Annotated in this window: 19 protein-coding genes, 1 other RNA gene and 1 pseudogene; 10 read left to right on the top strand and 11 right to left on the bottom strand. The window is 66.2% G+C overall.

Annotated elements, in window-relative coordinates:
• Position 1: 1 nt before the first annotated feature.
• Positions 2-466 (bottom strand): hypothetical protein, encoded by a 465-nt coding sequence (locus tag LRC39_RS22600; protein ID WP_346295699.1) that lies wholly within the window; start codon positions 464-466, stop codon positions 2-4.
• 164 nt (positions 467-630) lie between these two features.
• Between LRC39_RS22600 and ssrS the strand changes: the two genes are divergently transcribed.
• The 3 genes from ssrS to LRC39_RS22585 all read left to right on the top strand — a co-directional run bounded on the left by ssrS (position 631) and on the right by LRC39_RS22585 (position 2297).
• Positions 631-791, top strand: a non-coding RNA gene (gene ssrS / locus LRC39_RS22595) — 6S RNA.
• 83 nt (positions 792-874) lie between these two features.
• A complete protein-coding gene (locus tag LRC39_RS22590; RefSeq protein WP_346295698.1) occupies positions 875-1468 on the top strand; it encodes a 5-formyltetrahydrofolate cyclo-ligase in 594 nt (197 codons plus the stop codon).
• Position 1469: 1 nt separating this feature from the next.
• Complete coding sequence (locus tag LRC39_RS22585; protein ID WP_346295697.1) at positions 1470-2297, top strand: TIGR00282 family metallophosphoesterase; 828 nt, start codon at positions 1470-1472, stop codon at positions 2295-2297.
• A gap of 207 nt (positions 2298-2504) precedes the next feature.
• On the opposite strand, the gene LRC39_RS22580 is transcribed toward LRC39_RS22585, so the two are convergent.
• The 4 genes from LRC39_RS22580 to LRC39_RS22565 all read right to left on the bottom strand — a co-directional run bounded on the left by LRC39_RS22580 (position 2505) and on the right by LRC39_RS22565 (position 8681).
• On the bottom strand, positions 2505-3965 hold the full coding sequence (locus LRC39_RS22580; RefSeq protein WP_346295696.1) for a pyridoxal phosphate-dependent decarboxylase family protein: 1461 nt from the start codon (positions 3963-3965) through the stop codon (positions 2505-2507).
• Positions 3962-5197 (bottom strand): ATP-grasp domain-containing protein, encoded by a 1236-nt coding sequence (locus LRC39_RS22575; protein WP_346295695.1) that lies wholly within the window; start codon positions 5195-5197, stop codon positions 3962-3964. The genes LRC39_RS22580 and LRC39_RS22575 overlap by 4 nt, the downstream gene beginning before the upstream one ends.
• Positions 5187-6779 (bottom strand): hypothetical protein, encoded by a 1593-nt coding sequence (locus tag LRC39_RS22570; RefSeq protein ID WP_346295694.1) that lies wholly within the window; start codon positions 6777-6779, stop codon positions 5187-5189. Before LRC39_RS22570 ends, LRC39_RS22575 begins: the two co-directional genes overlap by 11 nt.
• A gap of 210 nt (positions 6780-6989) precedes the next feature.
• Positions 6990-8681, bottom strand: a complete 1692-nt coding sequence (locus tag LRC39_RS22565) for a methyl-accepting chemotaxis protein (RefSeq protein ID WP_346295693.1) — start codon at positions 8679-8681, stop codon at positions 6990-6992.
• A 537-nt stretch (positions 8682-9218) separates the two neighbouring features.
• Between LRC39_RS22565 and LRC39_RS22560 the strand changes: the two genes are divergently transcribed.
• The 5 genes from LRC39_RS22560 (at position 9219) to LRC39_RS22540 (ending at position 11440) form a co-directional block, all read left to right on the top strand.
• Entirely contained in the window at positions 9219-9569 is a 351-nt protein-coding gene (locus tag LRC39_RS22560; RefSeq protein WP_346295692.1) for a hypothetical protein, read from the top strand.
• 4 nt (positions 9570-9573) lie between these two features.
• Positions 9574-10200, top strand: coding sequence for an RNA polymerase sigma factor (locus LRC39_RS22555; RefSeq protein WP_346295691.1), 627 nt, complete (start codon positions 9574-9576; stop codon positions 10198-10200).
• Entirely contained in the window at positions 10197-10616 is a 420-nt protein-coding gene (locus tag LRC39_RS22550; RefSeq protein ID WP_346295690.1) for a hypothetical protein, read from the top strand. The genes LRC39_RS22555 and LRC39_RS22550 overlap by 4 nt, the downstream gene beginning before the upstream one ends.
• Positions 10613-11056 carry a periplasmic heavy metal sensor gene (locus LRC39_RS22545; protein WP_346295689.1) on the top strand — a complete coding sequence of 148 codons (444 nt, stop codon included), beginning with the start codon at positions 10613-10615 and terminating at the stop codon, positions 11054-11056. The genes LRC39_RS22550 and LRC39_RS22545 overlap by 4 nt, the downstream gene beginning before the upstream one ends.
• A 96-nt stretch (positions 11057-11152) precedes the next feature.
• Entirely contained in the window at positions 11153-11440 is a 288-nt protein-coding gene (locus LRC39_RS22540; protein WP_234820031.1) for a cysteine rich repeat-containing protein, read from the top strand.
• 73 nt (positions 11441-11513) lie between these two features.
• On the opposite strand, the gene LRC39_RS22535 is transcribed toward LRC39_RS22540, so the two are convergent.
• The 4 genes from LRC39_RS22535 to LRC39_RS22520 all read right to left on the bottom strand — a co-directional run bounded on the left by LRC39_RS22535 (position 11514) and on the right by LRC39_RS22520 (position 16009).
• On the bottom strand, positions 11514-12359 hold the full coding sequence (locus tag LRC39_RS22535; RefSeq protein ID WP_164638915.1) for a DUF1499 domain-containing protein: 846 nt from the start codon (positions 12357-12359) through the stop codon (positions 11514-11516).
• 293 nt (positions 12360-12652) lie between these two features.
• Positions 12653-13021 carry an endonuclease domain-containing protein gene (locus LRC39_RS22530; RefSeq protein ID WP_346295688.1) on the bottom strand — a complete coding sequence of 123 codons (369 nt, stop codon included), beginning with the start codon at positions 13019-13021 and terminating at the stop codon, positions 12653-12655.
• Positions 13022-13285: 264 nt separating this feature from the next.
• Positions 13286-14248, bottom strand: a complete 963-nt coding sequence (locus tag LRC39_RS22525) for an IS5 family transposase (protein ID WP_346294990.1) — start codon at positions 14246-14248, stop codon at positions 13286-13288.
• Between the two features lie 132 nt (positions 14249-14380).
• Positions 14381-16009 carry a fatty-acid--CoA ligase gene (locus tag LRC39_RS22520; protein WP_346295687.1) on the bottom strand — a complete coding sequence of 543 codons (1629 nt, stop codon included), beginning with the start codon at positions 16007-16009 and terminating at the stop codon, positions 14381-14383.
• A gap of 120 nt (positions 16010-16129) precedes the next feature.
• On the opposite strand from LRC39_RS22520, the pseudogene LRC39_RS22515 reads away from it, so the two are divergent.
• Positions 16130-17208 (top strand): annotated as a pseudogene (locus tag LRC39_RS22515) (extensin family protein).
• 202 nt (positions 17209-17410) lie between these two features.
• Here LRC39_RS22515 and LRC39_RS22510 read toward each other — a convergent pair.
• Entirely contained in the window at positions 17411-18094 is a 684-nt protein-coding gene (locus tag LRC39_RS22510; protein ID WP_107346013.1) for a L,D-transpeptidase, read from the bottom strand.
• A gap of 345 nt (positions 18095-18439) precedes the next feature.
• On the opposite strand from LRC39_RS22510, the gene LRC39_RS22505 reads away from it, so the two are divergent.
• The gene (locus LRC39_RS22505; RefSeq protein WP_107346012.1) at positions 18440-19420 is read left to right on the top strand and encodes a magnesium transporter CorA family protein; all 981 of its coding nucleotides are present in this window, start codon (positions 18440-18442) and stop codon (positions 19418-19420) included.
• 107 nt (positions 19421-19527) lie between these two features.
• Here LRC39_RS22505 and LRC39_RS22500 read toward each other — a convergent pair whose 3' ends face one another.
• Positions 19528-20985: an MFS transporter gene (locus tag LRC39_RS22500; RefSeq protein ID WP_346295686.1), complete on the bottom strand. Its 1458-nt coding sequence runs from the start codon at positions 20983-20985 to the stop codon at positions 19528-19530.
• Positions 20986-21054 lie beyond the last annotated feature (69 nt).

The following is a 21054-nucleotide window of genomic DNA, read 5'->3' as shown; positions in this document are numbered from 1 at the left end:
GCTACTTGGTCAGAAACTTCCACGCCACCACGATCGCGCACAGGGCGGCGAAGATCAGCAGCGCGGGGATCGGGCGACCGGCGCCGCCGGATGGTGCGGGACGAGCGCCGCGATCGGCCATCCGCGTCACCTTCGGCTTCTGCGGCTTCTTGAAGCGGACGACGTTGTCGACCACCGCCTCACCGCGGTCGGCCGGCGGCGGCGAACGTGGCTCGGGCTCGGGAGCTTCGCCGGTGCCGCCCATGTCGCTGTAATAGGCCTGATAGGTCTCGCGCACCGCGATCGTCTTGGACTCGATTTCGCTCATCCGGTCGAGCCGCTCGCGATATCCGTTCAGCACCTTCTGGGCATTGTCGGGCAGGGTGTCGAAGCTGCCGAGCTTGGCCATCATCAGCCAGGTCGCGAAATCGGCTTCGGCCCGGGTTCGGGCTCTGCGGGCGATGGTGGTGCTGGACTTCGAGGCCATGGCGATCCGGGTTGAGCGTCCTCGCTTTGAGTCGCCGAGCTTCGTGGCGATCGTGGGACAGCTCTTGATAGCCGAAACGGTTGTCCACGTCAGGTGGTTCATCGTTGCCGCGAATTCCCCGGAGCGGGCTGGCGAACCGGCGGTATGATCGCTACATTGGCAGGGCGAAGCTGCGGGACGCGTCAGGAGCCATATATCCCCGGGGCCTTATCGATCCTTTCGGGAACTGTCCCTGGCCGGGTCCGTGGACCCGGTCATATGGTGCCCACCTACTTTCGTAGGGAACTCCGGGATCGAGTGCTTCAACGGTCACCGCGGCCTCGCACTTTAACCATCTTGTCCGGCGGCAAGCCGGACTGACGGTCGCCCGAGCTTCATCCCTGCGCCGCGGCCGCCTATAACCCGCCGATGTCCGATCTTTCCGCCGCTCCCAGCGATGCCAAGACCGCGCTGCGCGCCGCCGCTTTGGCGCGCCGGTCGGCATTGAGCGAGGACGACCGCAGCGCCGCAGCCGCGGCGATCGCTGCGCGCGGGCTGCCGGTGCCGCTGCCGGACGGAGCGATTGTCGCCGGCTATGCGCCGATCCGCGGCGAACTCGATCCGTTTCCGTTGATGCACGCGCTCGCCGCCCGCGGTGCCCGGCTGGCGCTGCCGGTGGTGACGCGGCAAGGCACGCCCCTGGTGTTCAGGGCTTGGCGGGACGGTGATGCGTTGCCCCGCAGCGTGCTCGGCATTCGGGAGCCGTCGCCGGATGCGCCGGAGGTGACGCCCGACATCGTCCTGGTGCCGCTCGCCGCATTCGACGCCAGCGGCCATCGCATCGGCTACGGCGCCGGTCACTATGACTGCACGCTGGACTATTTGCGCGCGCGCGGGCCGGTGGTAGCGATCGGCTTGGCGTTCGCAATGCAGCAAATCCCCACCGTTCCGGCCGCCGCCCACGACGTGGTGCTGGATTATGTGCTAACGGAGCAAGGCCTGCTCACTTTCCGGAGTCGATAGTTTGCGCATTCTGTTCATTGGCGACGTGGTCGGAAAATCCGGCCGCACCGCAATCGCCGAGTATCTGCCTGGCCTGATCCGCGACTGGCAGCTCGATTGCACCATCGTCAATGGCGAGAATGCCGCCGGCGGTTTTGGTATCACCGAGGCGATCTACAACGATTTCATCGATGCCGGCGCCGACGCCGTGACGCTCGGCAACCACGCCTGGAATCAGAAGGAAGCGCTGGTGTTCATCGAGCGCGCGCCGCGTCTGGTCCGCCCGATCAACTTTCCGCGCCACACGCCGGGCCGCGGTGCCGCGCTGGTCGACACCCGCAGCGGCGCGCGGGTGCTGGTGATCAACGCGATGGGCCGCGTGTTCATGGAGCCGCTCAACGATCCGTTCGCTGCAATCGCGCGCGAACTCGAAGCCTGCCCGCTACGCGATGCTGCCGATGCCATCGTGGTCGATTTCCACGGCGAGGCGTCGAGCGAAAAGCAGGGCATGGGGCATTTCTGCGACGGCCGGGTCAGCCTCGTGGTCGGCACCCATACGCATGTGCCGACCGCCGATCATCAGATCCTGCCGAACGGCACCGGCTACATGACCGACGCCGGCATGACCGGTGACTATGATTCAGTGATCGGCATGCACAAGGACGAGCCGGTACATCGCTTCCTCACCGGGATTCCGCAGGGCCGGTTCGAACCGGCCAACGGCGATGCCACGCTGAGCGGCGTCGCGGTCGAAACCGACAACGCCACCGGCCTCGCCATCAAGATCGCTCCGGTCCGCATCGGCGGAAGGCTGGAGCCCGCCAAGCCGGCGTTCTGGACGGCGAACTAACAACCTCTCCATCGTCATTCCGGATTGCGCGCGACGCGCGCAAGTCCGGAATCCATACTCGCGGGACTCGCCATAAGGCACCGCGCGTCAGGCGCCGTTCTTCACCGCAAGCGCGGTGTTTATGGATTCCGGGCTCGCCGCTGCGCGGCGCCCCGGAATGACGAACGAGAGCTCATTTGTCCCAGAGCTCGATGGGTGCAGAGCGGACTACTCGGCCCGCTGCGCTCCAAACTTCAGCACCGCATCCACCATCCGGTCGACATCCGCAAACGTTGTGCGGTGGTTGACGATCGCGGCGCGGATCGCCAAAGCGCCGTCGACCGTGGTCGAGGATGGCGCGGCGATGCCGGATTCGTGCAGGTCGGCGACGATCTCGGCGTTGAGCGAGTCCATCACGTTCGGTGCGGCGCGATAGCGGAAGCAGACGATGTTCAGCGTCACCGGCGCCAGCATCTCGAGCTGCGGCTCGCGTTCGACGCGGGCTTCGAGATAGCGCGCCACCTTGCAGGTCTGGGCGATCATCGCGCCCATCCGGTCGGCGCCGAAGGTCTTCAGCGTGAACCATGTCTTCAACGCGCGGAAGCCACGCGACAGGTCGGGACCGTAGTCGCACGGCCACGGCGAGCCGCCGGCGAGGCCGCGGGTCTCGCGCCGCAAGTAAGCGGCCGGCGCCGCGAACGTGTCCCGGTGCTGCTCGCCATCGCGCACGATCAGGAAGCCGGCGTCGTAGTTGACCTGGCCCCATTTGTGGAAATCGAGCGCGATCGAATCCGCTTCCGACAGCCCCTTCAGCTTGGGTGCGATTTCGTCCGACAGCATGCCGAGCGAACCGTAGGCGCCGTCGACGTGAAACCACAGCCCTTCGTCGCGGCATAGGTCTGCAAGCGCTGCGAGATCGTCGATCGCGCCGACATCGACGGTGCCGGCCGAGCCGGTCACCAGGAACGGCTGACAGCCGGCGGCGCGATCCTGCGCGATCCGCCGTTTCAGCGCGTCGATATCGATGCGGTGATCCTTGCCGAATGGAATCCGCCGCAGCGCGCCGCGGCCGAGTCCGGCCAAATCGGCGGCCTGCACCACGCAGCCGTGGGCGGCTGCGGAGGCGTAAGCGGTGAGCCGTTCGCCCGGCAGCCCGCCCTCGCGCACTTGGGGGCCAACGGCTGCGGTGCGCGCGACCAGCAGCGCCATGAAGTTCGCCATCGACGAGCCGGTGACGAACACGCCACTGGCGGTTTGCGGAAAGCCGAACAATTCGCGCAGCCAGCGCACGATCTGGCGTTCGACCTCGATGCCGATGTGGTCGCGGCCGCCGCAATTGGCGTTGAGCCCGGCCGCCAGCATTTCGGCCAGCATCCCGACCGCAGTGCCGCCGCCATGCACCCAGCCCATGAAGCCGGGGTGGACGTTGCCGGTGGCGTAAGGCGCGATCTCGTCGGTGAAGCGGCGATACACTTCGGGCAGCGGCGTGCCTTGGCGCGGCAGCGGCTCGGCAAAGCCGGCGCGCACCGCGGGCGGGATCGGCTGCCACACCGGACGGTCACGCACGCCCGCGATGTAGTCGAGCATGTCGTCGAGCATGCGATGCGCATCGGCGCGCAGCGCGTCCCAATTGTCAGGATCGAGGCTCGTTGCGCCGGCATTCGCGCCGGCGCGGTCCGCGTCGCTCACGCCACGCTCGTCAGACGCGACGCCACGCGGCGCTCCAGCATCGACGCGAAGGCGTCGAAGATCTTGTGCATCTGCGGCGGCTTGTAGGGATAGAGCTCCGGGCTGTCCATGTCATGGACCACCGCGGTGTTGTCGATCTCGAAGACCAGCAGATCGCCGCGCGGGGTCTGGGCGCAGTCGATCGTGAAGTAATCGAGCCCGATCCGCTCGATCATGCCGTCGAGCGCGGTCTTGTGGCGGAGCGCAAAACCGAAATCGAAGGTGTGGAAGAACGCAGCTTCCTCGAGGCGCTTGACCTCGTCCTCGGCCATGCCGGCGTTGAGGTACCAGATGTCCCAGCGATTGGCGATCGCCATGTGGCAGGCATACGGTTTGCCGTCCACCACCACGACGCGATATTTTCGGAACTGGCCGTCGTCGCTGGCGTAGTCGACGTAGCGGGCGATGAAGTAATCGCTCTCCTGGCGGTCGCGCAGATAGTCGAGCAGCGCGACGCTGTCGGTGATGCGGGCGAGGCCGAAGCCGGCATGCGAGCCGCGCGGCCGGACGATGATCGGGAAATCGACCCCGCCGGTCATCTCCGGCAGCATCGCCGAGCCGTTGGCGGCGGCGACCAGCGTGTCGCGTCCGACCGAGATGGTGTCGGGGATCTCCAGCCCTTCGATGTCGCCGATCAGCCGGTACAGCTTGTCGCGGTCGAGATGGCGGATCAGGTGCGGCGGGTTGAGCAGCGGCGCCGGCCAGTCGGCGACGCGCGCTTCGATCGCCGCGAGCGCGCTCATGCATTCGTCGGAGTCGGAGGCGATCACGATCGCGACGTCGTGCGCCGGCAGCGGATCGGGCAGCGGCACGCCGTCGATCACATACAGCGTCTGCAGTTCAATGCCTGAATCCTGCAGCAGGAATTCGATCGGGGTGTTGCCGCCCATGTCGATGTCGGCGGCCAGCGCCAGCACGCGCAGCCGCGGATTGTCGCTGGCGCAGGGCGAGCGGAACAGCTGCTGCTGCTTCAGCGTCTCGGTCTGCACCGACAGGCCGGCCTGCTTGTGGCCGAACAATTGCGTGATCAGCGCCAGATCAAGCTGCTCGCCGGGCGTCGCGGTGCCGGCGTCGGTCTTGCTCATCAGCTCCTGCCACAGCGGGTAGAGGTTTTCGCCGTCGAAGGCGCGCTTGGTCAGGCGGGCGAAGCCGATCCGGTCGGCGGCGACAAGCTGGGAGGGGTTAGTGGACATGATGTTCCTTGGCGGCGTTTTCGGTGGAAACAGAGGGCTGGCGCAGCAGCGCTTCGAGCGTGGCCATCGCGGCTGCGGCATCCGCGACGATGCGGCCCTGCGCGCCGGGATCGGCGTGAATGTCGATGATGTGGCGGGCGCTGATACACAGCCGCAGCGCCGCCACCGCGTCGTCGTGACGGCCGCCCCAGCCGACCGGCTGGCCGAGCAGGCACGCGGCGTGGCCCGAGGTGCCCTCGGCGAGGGCGCGGTGCAGCGCGCGGCAGTCGGCCAGAGAGAGCGGGTGTCCCTCGCTGTGCAGCGTGAAAGCGAAGATCGTCGGCCGGGCGAATTCATCCCCGCGCCCGGCGGGGGATTGCGGCGGCAGTAGCCGCGCCGACGGCGAGGCGGCAATCAGTTTGGCGAAGTCTTCGCCGAGCTGGCGTACGACATCGCGGCGCAGCTTTGCGGGCACCGCCGCGTAGGCGCGGATCTCTTCGAGCGCAGCTTCCCAGCGCAGCCATTGGCCGAAATTCGGCTCGGCCGGAAACTGCGCGCGCAGCGCCTGCCAGCGCTGCGGCCAGTCGCTGCGGCCGAGATAGTCGGCAAGTCCCGGCGCCAGCCGCGGCTGCGCGCCGAGGGCTTGGGCGAGCGGCGGCGGCAGCAGCACCGCGCCGCTGAATGCGGGACCGGCGAAGTACTTCGATCCGGTCAGCAGCACGATGAAGCCGCGGTCGAGCAGCGCCGCGATCCGGCGGTTGCCGAGCCGGGCCTGGCAGGCATCGATCACGATCTGCACCCGGCCGGGCCAGCGTGTGGCGATCTCGGCGAGGCAGCGGTCGCTCGGGCCGGTGTGGCCGAGCTTGGAGCAGTCCATCGCTTCGAGCATCACCCGCGCGCCTTGCGCCACCGCGGATTCGACGATGTCGAGCGTCTCGGCGTCCAGCGTCGAGGGCGAGCGGATGCGGCCGTCGGTGTCGCGCAATCGCAGTCCGATGCTGCGGACCGGTCCGAGTCCGGCGATCGGTGCGCCGCGCGTGGCGACAACTCCATTGGCGCTGCGGGCGCCGAAGTGAAGGCCGCGGGCTGTGAACGCGGTGCCGGTGCCGGTCTGATCGGAGGCCGCGATCACGCTGACGAGGTCGTCGCCGAGCAGGGCGCGGGTGATCGCCAGCGCCACCAACTGCGCGTCGGTGCCGGAGGAGGTGAACACGATCTCGGTGGCGGTGTGATCGAGCCCGAGCAGCGCTTTCAATTCGCCGCGCATCGCTTCGACGCGGTCATCGAAGCATTCGATCAGGCCATGCAGCATCGCCGATGACATCAGCGCGTCGCGGGCGCGGCTGGCGGCTTCGTAGCCCCGCAGCGAGATCGTGCTGGCGGTGCAGGACGAGAAACTGGGAATCTCCGGCGCCGGCGACAGGCTGCAGCCATAGGCGTTGCGGCGGGTCGCGGGATCGAGGTCGATCCGGGCATCGCCGCCGCAGGCGAGCAGCTGGTCCAGCGGAGCGAACAGCTCGCGCAGCGGTGATTGCGGCCGCAGGGCCGAATCGATCGCCGGTCGGCTGTCCGCCGGGCGGATGAGACTTCCGGGATGGGCCATTGTTCGCTTACCTCGCCCGGCGCTGATCCGTCGCGCCGAGAGGCGGCGACGGTGGAACCTCACCAATCTGTAAACGGGCTTGGTTAATGCCGGCTTTACCAAGACCTCGTGCGGTTACGGGTAGGGGCAGGCGGGCCGGCTTAATGACCCCGAAATGCAAACGGCCGGCGCCTTGGGGGGCGCCGGCCGCAGTAATGGGATCGGAGACGGTCAGGCCGCGCGGACCGAGTCCAGGAAGTTCGAGACTTCGACCTTGAGCCGGGTGGAGTCGCCGGACAGCGACTTCGCCGCCGCAAGCACCTGGGACGAGGCCGCGCCGGTCTCGGTGGCGCCGCGCTGCACATCGGCGATGTTCGACGACACCTGCTGGGTGCCGAGCGAAGCCTGCTGGACGTTGCGGGAGATCTCCTGCGTCGCTGCGCCTTGCTCCTCGACCGCAGCGGCGATCGTCGACGAGATCTCCGACATCTTGGCGATGGTCTCGCCGATCTCCTTGATGGCCGCGACCGACTGGTCTGTCGCCGCCTGGATGCCGTTGATCTGCAGCGTGATCTCGCCGGTGGCCCTGGCGGTCTGCTCGGCCAGCGCCTTGACCTCGCTGGCAACCACCGCGAAGCCGCGGCCGGCTTCACCGGCGCGCGCCGCCTCGATCGTGGCGTTGAGCGCCAAGAGGTTGGTCTGACCCGCAATGGTGCTGATCAGTTCGACCACGTCGCCGATCCGGGACGCCGCCTTGGCGAGCTCTTCGACCCGGCCGTTGGTCTGACGCGCCTGGTCGACCGCCTCGTGGGCGATCCGGGCGGATTCCTGGACCTGGCGGCTGATCTCGTTGACCGAGGACGACATCTCTTCGGTCGCCGACGCCACCGACTGGACGTTGGTCGAGGCTTCTTCAGAGGCCGCGGCCACGGCGGTCGCGAGTTCCTGCGATTGCTCGGCGGTGCGGGTCAGCGTGGTGGCCGAGGCTTCGAGTTCGTCCGAGGCCGCCGAGACGGTCTCGACGATCTCGCCGATGGCGCGTTCGAACGCTTCGGCGACCTGATTGGCGTGGGCCCGGCGCTCGGCCTCGGCGCGCGCTTCCATCTCCTGCCGCTCGCCTTCGAGGCGCCGGCGTTCCTGCGCGTTGACCTTGAACACCTCGACGGCTTCCGCCATCTCGCCGATTTCGTCGTGGCGGCCGATGCCCGGCACCTCGATGTCGATGCGGCCGCCGGCCAGATCCTTCATCGCGCCCGTCATCGCCAGGATCGGCTTGGTGATCCGCCGCGCGATGAACACCGACACCGCGATGGTGATCAGGAGCACCAGGGCGGCTGCGATCAGCGAGTGCTGCATCGCGTTCCAGGTTTGGGCGTCGAGGTCGTCGATATAGACGCCGGTGCCGATCACCCACCCCCACGGTTCGAAGCCGGTCACGAAGGTCAGCTTCGGCTGCGGCTTGTCGGAGCCCGGCTTCGGCCAGACGTAGTCGACGAAGCCGCTGCCGCTGCGGCGAACCGTGTTGACCATCTCGGCGAACAGCATCTTGCCGTTCGGGTCCTTGGCATTGGATTGATCCTGCCCGATCAACTGCTTGGCGATCGGATGCATGAGCATTTTGCTCTGCATGTCGGTGATGAAGAAGTACTCGTTGCCGCCATAGCGCAGCTTGGCGATCCGCGCCTGGGCGCGCTTCTGCGCCTCGTCGGTGCTGATCTCACCGCGCTGTGCGGCATCATGTTCGTCCTTGACGAAGCTGACCGCCAGTTCGGCAAGATGTCGGAGCTCGATCTGCTTCTGTTGCTGCAGGCCGGTCGCCAGCTCGCGGGAATCCAGCAATGTGAGGCCGAGAAGGCCGATAAAACCGAGGCCGATCAGCAAGTAGATGCGTCGGCCGATCGTCAAGTGCAGTCGAGACAGCATTAATCGTGCTCCAAAATAACAACATGCGGCCGGCCTCGCAGCCGGTCCGTGCGCAGCATAATTTCCGATGGGTGCTCACAGGCCGGCTCGCGCCCTGTGTCTTGCCTCGCGTCTCACTCGGGATCGCATCGACATCGCGATGCTGATCGGTCCGGACTCGTCGGGCGCGCGCACGCAACGCCCAGCGGATGCGGATGAGGAGATCTCCTGTGTCACCCAAGGGTATCAGCAGGTCTGGCCGTTGCGACGAATAGGTAGCAGGGCCAGTATTTCCACAAACCATGCGATCCAAACATTATCGTTTTAGTAAAGACGGGTCTCAACTAATAGGAGTGCTACTCAACTTCAGCTTGAGAATGGTTCGGAATTCTACACATGGATACCGTGATTGAGCATTCCGTACTCCGGTATTCTACGAAGTGATACCTTTAGTCGCAGACCTGTCACCGCCCTCGCGAAGGAAATCCCCCTTGGTCCCGTATTCCCGACATCGGCCCGGCTCACCGGGTCTGGCTCCAACCAGGGAAGGATGTCGTGATGCGCAAACCGATCAGGACTGCGGCGCTCGCCGTCTCTGCAACACTGGCCTTCGCCGGTTCGGCCGCGATCGCGGCGCCGCTGGCCCCCGTGAGCCCCTCGGCGGCGGTTGCCGCCGCAACCGCGCTGCCGATCGAAACGGTGGCCTGCGTCCGGGGCGGCTGGCGCGGCGTCGGGGTGTACCCCGGCTGCGGCTATTATCGCCGGCCGTACTACCGGCCCGCACCTTATTATGTGGTGCGGCCGTATGCAGTGGCGCCGGTTTACGGCGCGCCGGTGGTGGTCGCGGGCGCGCCCCTGGTGCCGGTGCCGCGGCAATGCTGGATCGCCGGCGCCTGGCGGCCGTGCTGACCGCGTGTCGGCTGTCATCATCAAGCTCGACCGCGCGGCGCCGGTTCAGGCCGGCGGGCTGCGACCGTTGAGCATCGAACACGATAGCGACGAGGTGCTGATGCTGGCGGTCGCAGAGCGCCGGCAGCAGGCCTTTCGCGTGCTGATGGCGCGACACATGCCCCGCGCCATCCGGCTCGCGCAGCGCATCGTCCGCGATCCCGCCGAAGCCGACGATATCGGCCAGGAGGCGTTTCTGCGGGTCTGGAATAAGGCATCGTCGTTCGATCCGAAGATCGCGCGGTTCTCGACCTGGCTGTACCGGATCGTGCTGAACCTCAGCTTCGATCGCACCCGCAAGCCGCGGCATGCGCCGATCGAGGACGCCGCCGAGGTGGCGTCGGCCGACCCGGCGCCGGTCGAAGCCCTGATCGCCGCGCAGCAGCAGCGGCTGCTAGAGGTGGCACTGGCCGACCTGCCGGAGCGGCAGCGCGGCGCGATCGCGCTGTTTCATATGGAAGGGCTGTCCGGCGAAGAGGCCGCCCGCGCGATGAATCTCAGCCCGAAGGCATTCGAGTCGCTGCTCGGACGGGCGCGGCTGACGCTCAAGAAAGCAGTCGAGAAACGACAGGACGACAGGAGGCGGGCATGACGCTCGATCAATTCAGGCAGTTGGCCGACACTTGGGGCGGCGACATCGAACGCTGGCCGGCGGAGGCGCGGAGCGCCGCGCGACTGGTCGCCGCCACCGAACCGGGTGCGGCGGTGCTGCGCGAAGCGAGCGCGTTCGACGCGCTGCTGGCGATGCCGCCGGAGGTGGTGCCGGCTCGGGCAGGGCGGGTCGCGCTGGGGGTGCTGCAACGGATCGGCGCCGGCGAAGCGCGCGAGCCTTGGTATCGCCGGCTGCTGCAGCCCACCTCGCTGCTGCCGGTCGGCAGCCTCGCCTGCTCGGCGCTGGTCGGCCTGTGGCTCGCCGGCACGCTACCCTATCACCATTCGCAGGAGGCGATCGCGGCGATGGATGCGGTGTTCGATTCCTCCGCCGTGCCGCTGTGGAGTCCACAATGACGATCTCGTTCGGCCGCTTCACCCCGGAGCGCTGGCTGCTGCTGGCCTCGCTGTGTATCAACGTCGCGCTCGGCGCCTATATCGGCGCGCAGTGGCTGCGGCCGCAATGGACGCCCCCGCATGCCGGCATGCCGATGCGGCTGATCGAGCGCGTCGCTTCGCGCCTGCCGCCGGCCGATGCCGACATCCTGTGGCGCAACTTCAACGCCAAGCAAGTGACGCTGCAGCCGCTGCAGCGCGACTATGTAGCGGCGCTGCGCACCACCTTGAATCTCGCCGCGAAGCCCGAGCTCGACAAGCCGGCGCTCCGCGCTGCGGTCGAGAACGCGCGCGACAAGCGCAGCAAGGTCGGCGACGCGATGATCGACACCTTCGTCGAGACGCTGGAGCAGATTTCTCCGGAAGGACGCCGGCAACTCGCCGGCCGGCTGTTTCGCTGACCTGGCGCGCGAAGGATCGGACGGGCTCGAAGGTATCAACTACATCCGCCGCGACGGCGTCCACTTCGAACCCAAGGATTCGCCATGGTGCAACGAATGAACACTTCGAATCGGTCCGATCGTCCGGCGCCGCTGTTCCGGGCGCCCGACGTGCTGGTGCGGGCGACGCTCGCCGCCGCCTGCGTGGTCGCGGCGCTGATGCTGACGCTGCAGATGGCGAGCGCGCAGGATCGCGGTGCGGCGCGCGAAGCCTGCAAGGCGGACTATCAGAAGCTCTGCAACGGGGTGTCGCCCGGTGGCGGCCGCATCAAGAAGTGCCTGAACGACAATTTCAGCGCGCTGTCCGATCCGTGCAAGCAGGCGCTCGGCGGCGCCGACAAGTAAGCGGCGCGGGTTTCGGCCTCTGCTGAATTCAGTCCATTGCGGGCGTCGGCGCGCGGATCGTGCCGGCGCCTGATTACTTCTTGGCCTTCGCCTTGGCCGGCTGCTTGGCGGCCGGATCGGCCTTCGGGGTCGGCGCGTTCTCGACCGCGGTGTTGATGTCCTCGGTGAGCTTGGCGATCCGCGCCGCGTTGCTGCCGAGGTCGCTTTCGAAATAGCGCGACGACGATCGGATATCGATCCGGGTGTCCTCGCCGTCCGGCCGCAGCCGGATCACCACGTCCTCGGGCAGGCTCAGGATGGTGGTTCGCGCCACCGCCTCGATATGGCCTTCGCGCTTCGGCAGCTGCGGCGGGCGCTCGTCGACCACCCGCCATTTCCGCCGGTTCACCAGTTGCAGCACGATGTCATAGGCGCGCTGAACCGGCATCTCGACCTGAAGCGTCTCGATGTTCGGATAGGCGGCGCGCTGCCGCTCGGCGGAGTACAGGCCGGCATAGACCGCGGTGTTGACGTCGTCGCCGACCCGCAGCCGCGCCAGGGTCTCGAACTGCGGCGGATCGATCGAATCGGTGGTGATGTCGTGGATCGCCGGCAGGCTGCGGTACTGCCAGCCGAGATAGGCCGGGTAAGCGAGGATCAGCGCGTCGAGCAGCAGCGCCAGCAGAATGCGCGGGATGCCGCGCGAGCCGTTCTGCCAGATCGCCGCGAAGCCGGCGAGCGCCAGCAGGATCGACACCCCGGCGAGCGCCAGCGCGCCGAACCAGGTGGCCATCGCCGGGCGCATTTCGAGAAAGCCGAATCGCACCACACCGATCGACACCAGCGTCGCCACCGCGGAGAACACCGCGAGATTGCGGGCCCAGGTGGCGAGTCCGGAGACGGGCTCCTTCAGATACGGAGCGGAAAATCTGCGCGCCATCGCGTCACGACTGCCGGGTTGATCGCGGCAGACATCGCGCCGCAGGAGCCTCCGTTGAGACCACGGGCGGCAGCCGAATTCAAGGCCGGAGAGGAAACCGCTTGTCTGACGGGCGCGCAGGGCGGCCGTTCTGTAGGAGAGTTAGAGGGCGATCGGGACCCAAGGACGAGAATCGCCTCGTCCGCCGTGAAGGTAAGTAGTTGTCGCGAACGCAGCGCGCTCCCTCTCCCCGCTCTTGGCGGGGAGAGGGGTGGGGTGAGGGGCTGGGCACGGCCTCAAAGACGCTGGCGCGCTCAGCCAGCTTCGTCCTGCTGGCCGTGATCCCGGAGCGCGCCCGCGATCACGTCCAGCACGCCCTCAGCATTGCCAAGCACTTCGTTGTTCCAGAACCGCAGCACGCGGTAGCCCTTTTCGCGGAGGAATCGGTCGCGAACGGCGTCGCGGGATGAGCCCGCATGCTGGCCACCATCGACCTCGACGATCAGCATCCGCTCGCGGCAGACAAAGTCGCAGATGTAGTAGCCGATCGGCATCTGCCGGACGAATTTGCGTCCGTCGATCTGGCGATTGCGCAAGCGATGCCACAACGCGCTCTCAGCGTCGGTCTGATTGCCGCGCAGCCGCCGTGCAAATCCGATGGTCTTTCGGCTGGGCCCACGCATTGCCATGCCCCTCACCCGGATCGCATCTCACGATGCGATCCGACCTCTCCCCGCCAAGAGCGGGGAGAGGTTAGGGCGCGGCGGACGAGGAGTCACTCTGTTAGTTGGGAAGGTAAGTAATTGCCCCAACCGCAGCGCGCTCCCTCTCCCGCTTGCGAGACCTCTGCGAAACTTGTTGATTTGGCGAGTTGGCAGCTGGAGGGGTGATGGCGTGATGCGATTTGGCTGCGAGCGGCGGTTTCGGCCGCCGTGGCCGGAGATTGGTCAGCGGATGGCGGCTGCGGTTCGCAGGTTGTAGGCGATCGAGATTAGATCGAGGTGGAATGCGTTGGCGGTGATGCCGGCGTAGCGCATGCGGGTGAAGCCGTAGCGGCCTTTGAGTTGCGAGAAGGTCCGTTCGATCGCCTGCCTCACGCGCCCGATCAGCTTGTTGCGTACGGCCTGCCATCGCGGCAGCGTCTTCTGGTGTTTGTTGCGACGATGCTGGATGCGATCCTTGATGCCACGAGCTTTGAGGGCTTGGCGGCGCGCACGCTTCTCGTAGGCCTTGTCGGCATAGACCGCCTTCTCGTCGCCGAGGACGAGATCGTCGGCGACTTGGCTCTCATACGTCTTCGCCCCGGTCAGTTTGCGGGCCCGGATCAGCCCCGATCCCTGATCGATTGCGATGTGCGCCTTGTAGCCGAAGAACAGCTGGCGCTTGGGGCCCTGCCTTGTCCAGTTGGCTTCCGGATCGTGTGACGAGCGGCTCTCGACCTCGCGCGGGGTCGATCCCGAGGCAGGCGTCCGCCCTGAACTTTGAACCAGGGTTGCGTCGATCAAAGTCCCTGTCTTCAAGACATATCCAGCCGCTTCGAGCTGCCGGAGAACTTCCTGAAACAGGGCGTCTCCCAGGCCGGCCTGCTGCAAGGCATTGCGAAACCGGCAAAGCGTCGTCTCGTCGGGTGTCTGCGCATCCAGCGCGAACCCGCAGAAGCGCCGGAACGAAACTCGGTCGAGCAGGGCCTCTTCGAGACCGGGGTCGGACAGTCCGTACCACTGCTGCAGCAACAAGGCTTTGAACATTGTCAGCGGCTCGTAGGGCGGCCGACCGGTCTCGCCCGGCCGCACCTTCCGGATCAGGACGGCAAGACGGCCCCAATCGAGCAGGCCCGAAATGCGCTCCAGCCGCTCGTTGCGCCCAAAGCCCGCCGGCAGCAAAGCCTCAATGAAACTGTCCTGCGCCATCCCGTTCACCTCCGACTAAGCGCAAGTGAATCACATCTGGATAGAACAGTCAGGTTTTGCAGAGGTCTCGCTTGCGGGAGAGGGTTGGGGTGAGGGCGACCCGGGCAGTGAGCCTGCGCCCTGACCGAGTGCCTACGCCGCTGCCCCAGGCAGCGTGTAGGTTTTGAACTGATCGCGCAGCGCGGTTTTCAGGATCTTGCCGGTGGCCGTGTGCGGGATGGCGTCGACGAAGACGATGTCGTCGGGCATCCACCATTTGGCGATCTTGCCGTCCATGTACTGCAGGATCTCGTCGCGGGTGCAGGTGACGTCGGGTTTGAGCTGACAGATCAACAGCGGGCGCTCGTCCCATTTCGGGTGATACACGCCGATCACCGCCGCTTCCGCCACCTTGGGATGGCCGACCGCGAGGTTTTCGAGGTCGATCGAGGAAATCCACTCGCCGCCGGACTTGATCACGTCCTTGGAGCGGTCGGTGATCCGCATGTAGCCGTCCTTGTCGATGGTCGCGACATCGCCGGTGTCGAAGAAACCGGCGTCGTCGAGGATCTCCTTGTCGACGCGATAATACGCCTTGGCGATCGCCGGGCCCGAGACTTTCAGGCGGCCGAAGGTCTTGCCGTCCCACGGCTGATCCTTGCCGGCGTCGTCGGTGATCTTCATCTCGACGCCGAACGGCGGGTAGCCCTGGGTCGCCAGCACGTCGAGCCGGGCGTCGCCGGTGGTCTGGTCGAACGGCGGCTTCAGCGTGGCGAGCGTGCCGAGCGGGCTCATCTCGGTCATGCCCCAGGCGTGGCGCGCTTCGGCGCCCATGTCGACGAACGCCTTGATCATCGATCGCGGCATCGCCGAGCCGCCGCACACCACCATCTTCAGATGCGGCAGCGTCAGCTTTTCCTTCTGCATGTATTGCAGCAGCATCAGCCACACGGTCGGCACGCCGGCGGTGTGGGTGACCTTCTCGGTCGACAGCAGCTCATAGACGGACGCGCCGTCGAGCTTGGCGCCGGGCATCACCAGCTTGGTGCCCATCGACGGCGCCGAGAACGCGATACCCCAGCTATTGGCGTGGAACAGCGGAACCACCGGCAGCATGGTGTCGGCGGCGCGGGTGCCGAGCGCGTCGGGGTTGTTGGCCATCAGCGCATGCAGCACGTTGGAACGGTGCGAATACAGCACGCCCTTCGGATCGCCGGTGGTGCCCGAGGTGTAGCACATCGCCGCCGCGGTGTTCTCGTCGAACGTCTTCCATTCGAAATCGCCGTCGGCTTCCTTCAGCCACTCTTCATACGCGATCGCGTTCTTCAGCGTGGTTTGCGGCATGTGCTCGGCGTCGGTGAGCACGACGAAGCGCTCAACGCTCGGAATCTGGTCGGCGATCTTCTCCAGCACCGGGATGAAGGTGAGATCGGTGATCATCACCCGGTCCTGGGCGTGGTTCACGATCCAGGCGATCTGGTCCGGAAAAAGCCGCGGATTGACCGTATGGCAAATCGCGCCGATTCCCATAATGCCGTACCAGCATTCCAAATGCCGGGCGGTGTTCCAGGCGATCGTCGCGACACGGTCGCCGAGCTTGATGCCGGCGCGGTCCAGCATCTGGCTGACTTTCAGTGCCCGCTGATGGATCTGCGCATAGGTGGTGCGGACGATCGGACCCTCGACCGAGCGGGTGACCACCTCCTGGTTGCCGTGGATCCGGGCCGCGTGCTCGATGATCCGATGACACAGCAAAGGCCAGTCTTGCATCAGTCCAAGCATCCGAATTTTCCTCCTGTTCGTTATCCCCTTGGGATTGGTGCTGACTTTAGCGCTTACCCGCTTTGCGGAAAACGGTCTTGTTTTCAGGCGCTCCGCGGCAAAGCGCCATTCTGGGTGCTGATGATCGCGCTGGTTGCAGGCGGCACCTCGGCCGCCGGCGCGCGAGAACACGTGCCGCTGCCGAAGCCGCGTCCGGCCGAAGCGCCGCAGATCAATGCACGCGAGGCCGAGCCCGGCGAGGACGAGTCAGCGCCCGCCGAAGCCGCTGCGCCGGACAGCGCGCCCGCCGCCAGAGCCGACGCGGCGCCGGCTGCCAAGCCGCCGTCTGAATGCCGGCTGGCGCTGACCGAGCAGATCGCGATCGCGCCGAGCATTCCGGATATCACCGGGCCGGGCGCCTGCGGCGGGCCGGATCTGGTGCGGCTCGAAGCGGTGGTGCTGCCGGACGGCCGCCGCGTGTCGGTGTCCCCGGCCGCGACCCTGCGCTGCGGGATGGCGCGGGCGATCGCCGATTGGGTGCGCGCCGACATCGCGCCGCTGGGCGCCTCGCTCGGCAGCCGGGTCGCCGATCTCGACAATTTCGATTCTTATGAGTGCCGCGGCCGCAACCGGGTGCGCGGTGCCAAGCTCAGCGAGCACGGCCGCGCCAACGCGCTCGACGTCCGCGGCATCAAGCTGGCCGACGGGCGGATGATTTCGCTGACCGACCGCGACGCCCCGCGCGCCCCCGCGAAGCGGTGATGCAGTCGGTGTGCGCGCGTTTCACCACCGTGCTCGGCCCGGGCTCGGACGGCTATCACGAGGACCACATCCACCTCGATCTCGCCGAGCGCCGCGGCGGCTACCGGATGTGCCAATGGGCCTTGTACGAGGGGCTGCCGAATATTGCCCCGGTGATGCCGCTGCCGCGCCCGGCCGAAGCGCCGCCGCGCGAAGTCGCCGCCGACGAGGAGCGCGCGCCGCAGCAAGCTGCTCCGTCACAGCCCGAGGCTGCCGAGCAGGTCCCGGCCGAGGAGGCCGAACGCGAACAGGCCGAGACCCCGCCGCCTGCGCCGCCGAAGCCGACCAAGCGCGCCAAGGCCAAAGCTGGCGCTGCGAAGCCGGCCGCGAGCAAGCCGATCGACCTCAAGCCGCAAGCGGCACCGGCCGCAAAGCCAGCGGCTCGCAGCAAGCCGGCGCCGACACGACCACCGGCCTGATCTTTCCCCGCGGCGAGGCGCCCTTTACCCGCAGCGAGGCTTACCGCGCACGGGGCGAGGGAGCGCTCAGCAACTGCGGAGCCACCGCGGATCATGTGCGGCCCACCGCTGGGCCGAGCCCCACCATCACCTCACCGCCAATAAAAAAAGCGCCGGTAAACCGGCGCTTTTTCAAACTCTGGCGGGGTGAGCCGCGGCACGATTACTGGGTCGCGGTGCCACTGCCGCCCTGCAGGGCCATCTTCGAGTTCATCGGCGAGTCGCCCTGCTTCGGGTCGAGCACAACGACGATGGTGCCCATCTTCACCCGATTGTACAGGTCGATGACGTCCTCGTTGGTCATGCGGATGCAGCCCGAGGAGATCGAGGCGCCGATATATTCCGGCTGGTTGGTGCCGTGGATCCGGAACAGGGTGTCCTTGTTGCCCTGGTAGAGATACAGCGCGCGGGCACCGAGCGGGTTGTCGATGCCACCGGGCACCGAAGCCGGCAAGCCTTCGATTCGCTTGTGGATGTCGGCGGTCGGGGTCCACTTCGGCCATTCGGCCATGTTGCCGACCCGGGCGATGCCGGAGAACGCCAGCGCCTCTTCGCCCACGGTCACGCCGTAGCGGAGCGCCTTGCCGTTATCGAGCACGTAATACAGAAAGTGGTTGTCCGAATCGACAACGATGGTACCGGGGGCTTCCTTGCGATGATAATCGACGATCGCGCGACGGAACGGTTCCGGCACCGACACCTTGGCGTAGCGCGCCTTGGCGAGCTGGGCCTTGTCATTGGGTTTCAGGTTGGCTTCCGGGGCGGCCTGATAGGTCGTCTGCATGCAACCCGACAGCAGCAAGCCGGCAAGCGCCAGCAGTCCCAGCTTCGTTCCGTTCAAGGCCATTATCAATTCCAATCACGATCAGGCGCGCCACCGCACGCCGGGAGACACCGCGAAACTCCACGATTCTTCTTGTTAGTATCTCGCAAACCCGCTGGTTTGCCAGCATTTCGGCGAGCCGTTCGTAACGTGGCCGCAGCGTTGTTGCATTTCTGCCGCATAGAATCCGGCCGCCGATTAATTTTCGAGCAACGGGTGCGGTGTTCGGCGGTGCATTGTCATGCCGCTGCCACGCCCTGGCCACAAAATGCGTCGGCTGTCCCGCCGCGCTGTGTCACACTTGCCGCCGGCGGCCGCGGTCCCCGGCCGCGCCCCCTCTGACCAATTCTGTCCCAGCCTGGAGTTGCCATGCTTGCTTTCTTCGCCCCCGCCGAAGCCACCCTGAAGCGCGCCACTGCGGAGGATCTCGCGGCGCTGCCTGAGGACACGGTGTGGGTGGACCTCGATCGGCCGACGGCCGACGAGGACAAGGCGGTGGAGCGGCTGGCGCGGATCGAGGTTCCGACCCGGGAAGACATGCAGGAGATCGAGATCTCCAGCCGTCTCTATATCGAGAACGGCGCCCGCTACATGACGGCCAGCTTGATGTGTGGTGCCGACACTACCTCGCCGCGGCTGTCGCCGGTGACTTTCATTCTGGCCGGCCGCCGGCTGGTGACGGTGCGCTATGACGAGCCGCGCCCGTTCGCGGTGGTCGAAAGCCGGCTGGCACGGGCTCCCGGCTCGGGCAGCAGCGGCGAAAGCGTGCTGTTCGAACTGCTCGACGCGGTGATCGACCGCTGCGCCGACATCCTGGAGCGCGCCGGCGCCGACGTCGATGACGTCAGCCGCCAGATTTTCGAGCCGGAAGGGGCGGCCCGTACCGGCCACCCCAAGCGCTATTCCGACATCCTGATCGCGATCGGCCGCAAGGGCGACTTGGTTTCCAAGGTCCGGGAAAGCCTGGTCTCGATCGGCCGGGTGGTGGCGTTCCTCTCGGTCGAGGGCGACGGCGTCAAACGCACCAAGGAACTGCGCACCCAGCTCAAGACCATGCAGCGCGACGTGCTGTCGCTGACCGACCACGCCAGCTACCTGTCGAACAAGATCACCTTCACGCTCGATGCGATGCTCGGCGTCGTCAATCTCGAGCAGAACAACATCATCAAGCTGTTCTCGGTGATGGCCGTGGTGCTGATGCCGCCGACGCTGATCGCCTCGATCTACGGCATGAACTTCAAGATCATGCCCGAGCTCGAATGGCAGCACGGGTACACCATGGCACTCGGCATGATGCTGCTGGCCGCGGTGCTGCCGTACATGTTCTTCAAGTGGAAGAAGTGGTTGTGAGCCGGAGTGATCCGGCTAGATCTAAAGTGGAGCCCGGGATTTCGCACCCACATTTCTCGGCTCGTTATTCCGAGTTGCGCGCGACCGCTGCGGCGCGAGGCCGCGCATCACTGCGGTTTACGGCGTGATATCAAAACGAGCAGGATGGCGGCGCTAATCACCGCTGTAAAATTGTAGAGCATCGCGCCGGCGAAAGCGTCAGCGTAATCAAGTGGACGCGCGACGATCCTGGAGTCTTTTGCCGCAACGATGGCGACGAAGAACATGCCGGCAATGGATACGCCAAAGGCGCCTCCGATCTGTTGCATCGTCGAGATGATTCCTGCAGCCATGCCGGCATGGCGCTCCGCAACGGTGCCGATCACCATGTTCAGGAGCGGCGTCATCGAGAGGCCCTGTCCGAAGCCGAACAGGATGAGCGGCGAAAGCAAGGCAAATACATCGCCGCGATCCGTGAGGCTGTTGCCGGTCACAATCAGCCATCCGATGCCCCCGGCATAGGTCAACGCTCCGAACACAAGGACGATGGGTCCGAACCGGACTACCAGTGCCGGCGCCAGCAGCGAGGCAATCACGAATCCGACGCTGGCCGGTGCGAACAGCAGGCCGCTTTCGAACGCAGTCAATCCGAATCCCGACTGGACCAGCAGCGCGAAGCTCAAGAACAGCGACGTGGCGGTCGAATAGATCAGGAAGACCACAAGCGAGCCGATAGAGAAGTTGGTATTTCGGAACAGGCGGATGTCGATCGTCGGATCACCGCCCTGCTTTCCGAGCTGATCCTCCCACCGCAGGAATGTCGTTATCAGGGCAAAGGCCGCAGCTCCGCTGGCAAAAGTCCAGAGCGGCCACTTGAGATTCGGCCCCTCGAGCAACGGCAGCAGCAGGAACAGAAGCCCTGCTGTGGCGAGACAGATTCCAAGCCAATCCACGCCAGGCGCGTTCGCCGTGCGGGATTCCGGGATGTGCTGCGCCAGAAGCGCGGCGGTGATCCCGATCGGTAAATTGACGAGAAAGATCATTCGCCAGCCCAACCCAAACAGGTCGGTGGCAACGATGAGCCCGCCGAGCACCTGGCCGGAGATTGCCGCCAAGCCGAGAGTCATGCCGAGCAGGCCGAAGGCCCGGCTGCGCCCCCGCTCGTCATACATCACTCGCAACAAAGCGTAGATCTGTGGGAACAGCATCGCGCCTGCTGCGCCCTGCAAGAACCGCGCGAATATCAGGCTCTCGATATCGGGCGCGATGCCGCACAGGAGCGAGGTTGCAGCAAAACCGATCATGCCGACCGAGAACAGCCGGCGCCGGCCGTAACGATCGCCCAGCCGACCGCCCGCGATCAGCAGAACGCCAAAGGCCAGCTCGTAGCCGGCGATGACAAAACCGATCTCGGCAAAATCGGCCCCGAGACTGCGCTGCATCGACGGAATTGCGACGTTGACGACGAACAGGTCGAAGACAGTCAAGAATCCTCCGAGCAACAGGATTGCGAGTGCCAGTCCGGAGGGGCTTGTGCGGGGCGAGCAGGGTGCGGCGGAAGAGCGCGTCGAAATATCGGTAGTCATGGCAACTCCAGAAGCGATGAAGGTTGCCTCGCACGCAATTTTATCTGTTACTATGGATTAAGTTATGCT

Origin of the sequence: Rhodopseudomonas sp. P1, assembly GCF_039642825.1 — a bacterium.
In the GTDB taxonomy this organism is placed as follows: domain Bacteria; phylum Pseudomonadota; class Alphaproteobacteria; order Rhizobiales; family Xanthobacteraceae; genus Rhodopseudomonas; species Rhodopseudomonas palustris_H.
Note: the sequence above shows the minus strand (reverse complement) of the source record. Positions and strands in the feature narration are given on the sequence as shown.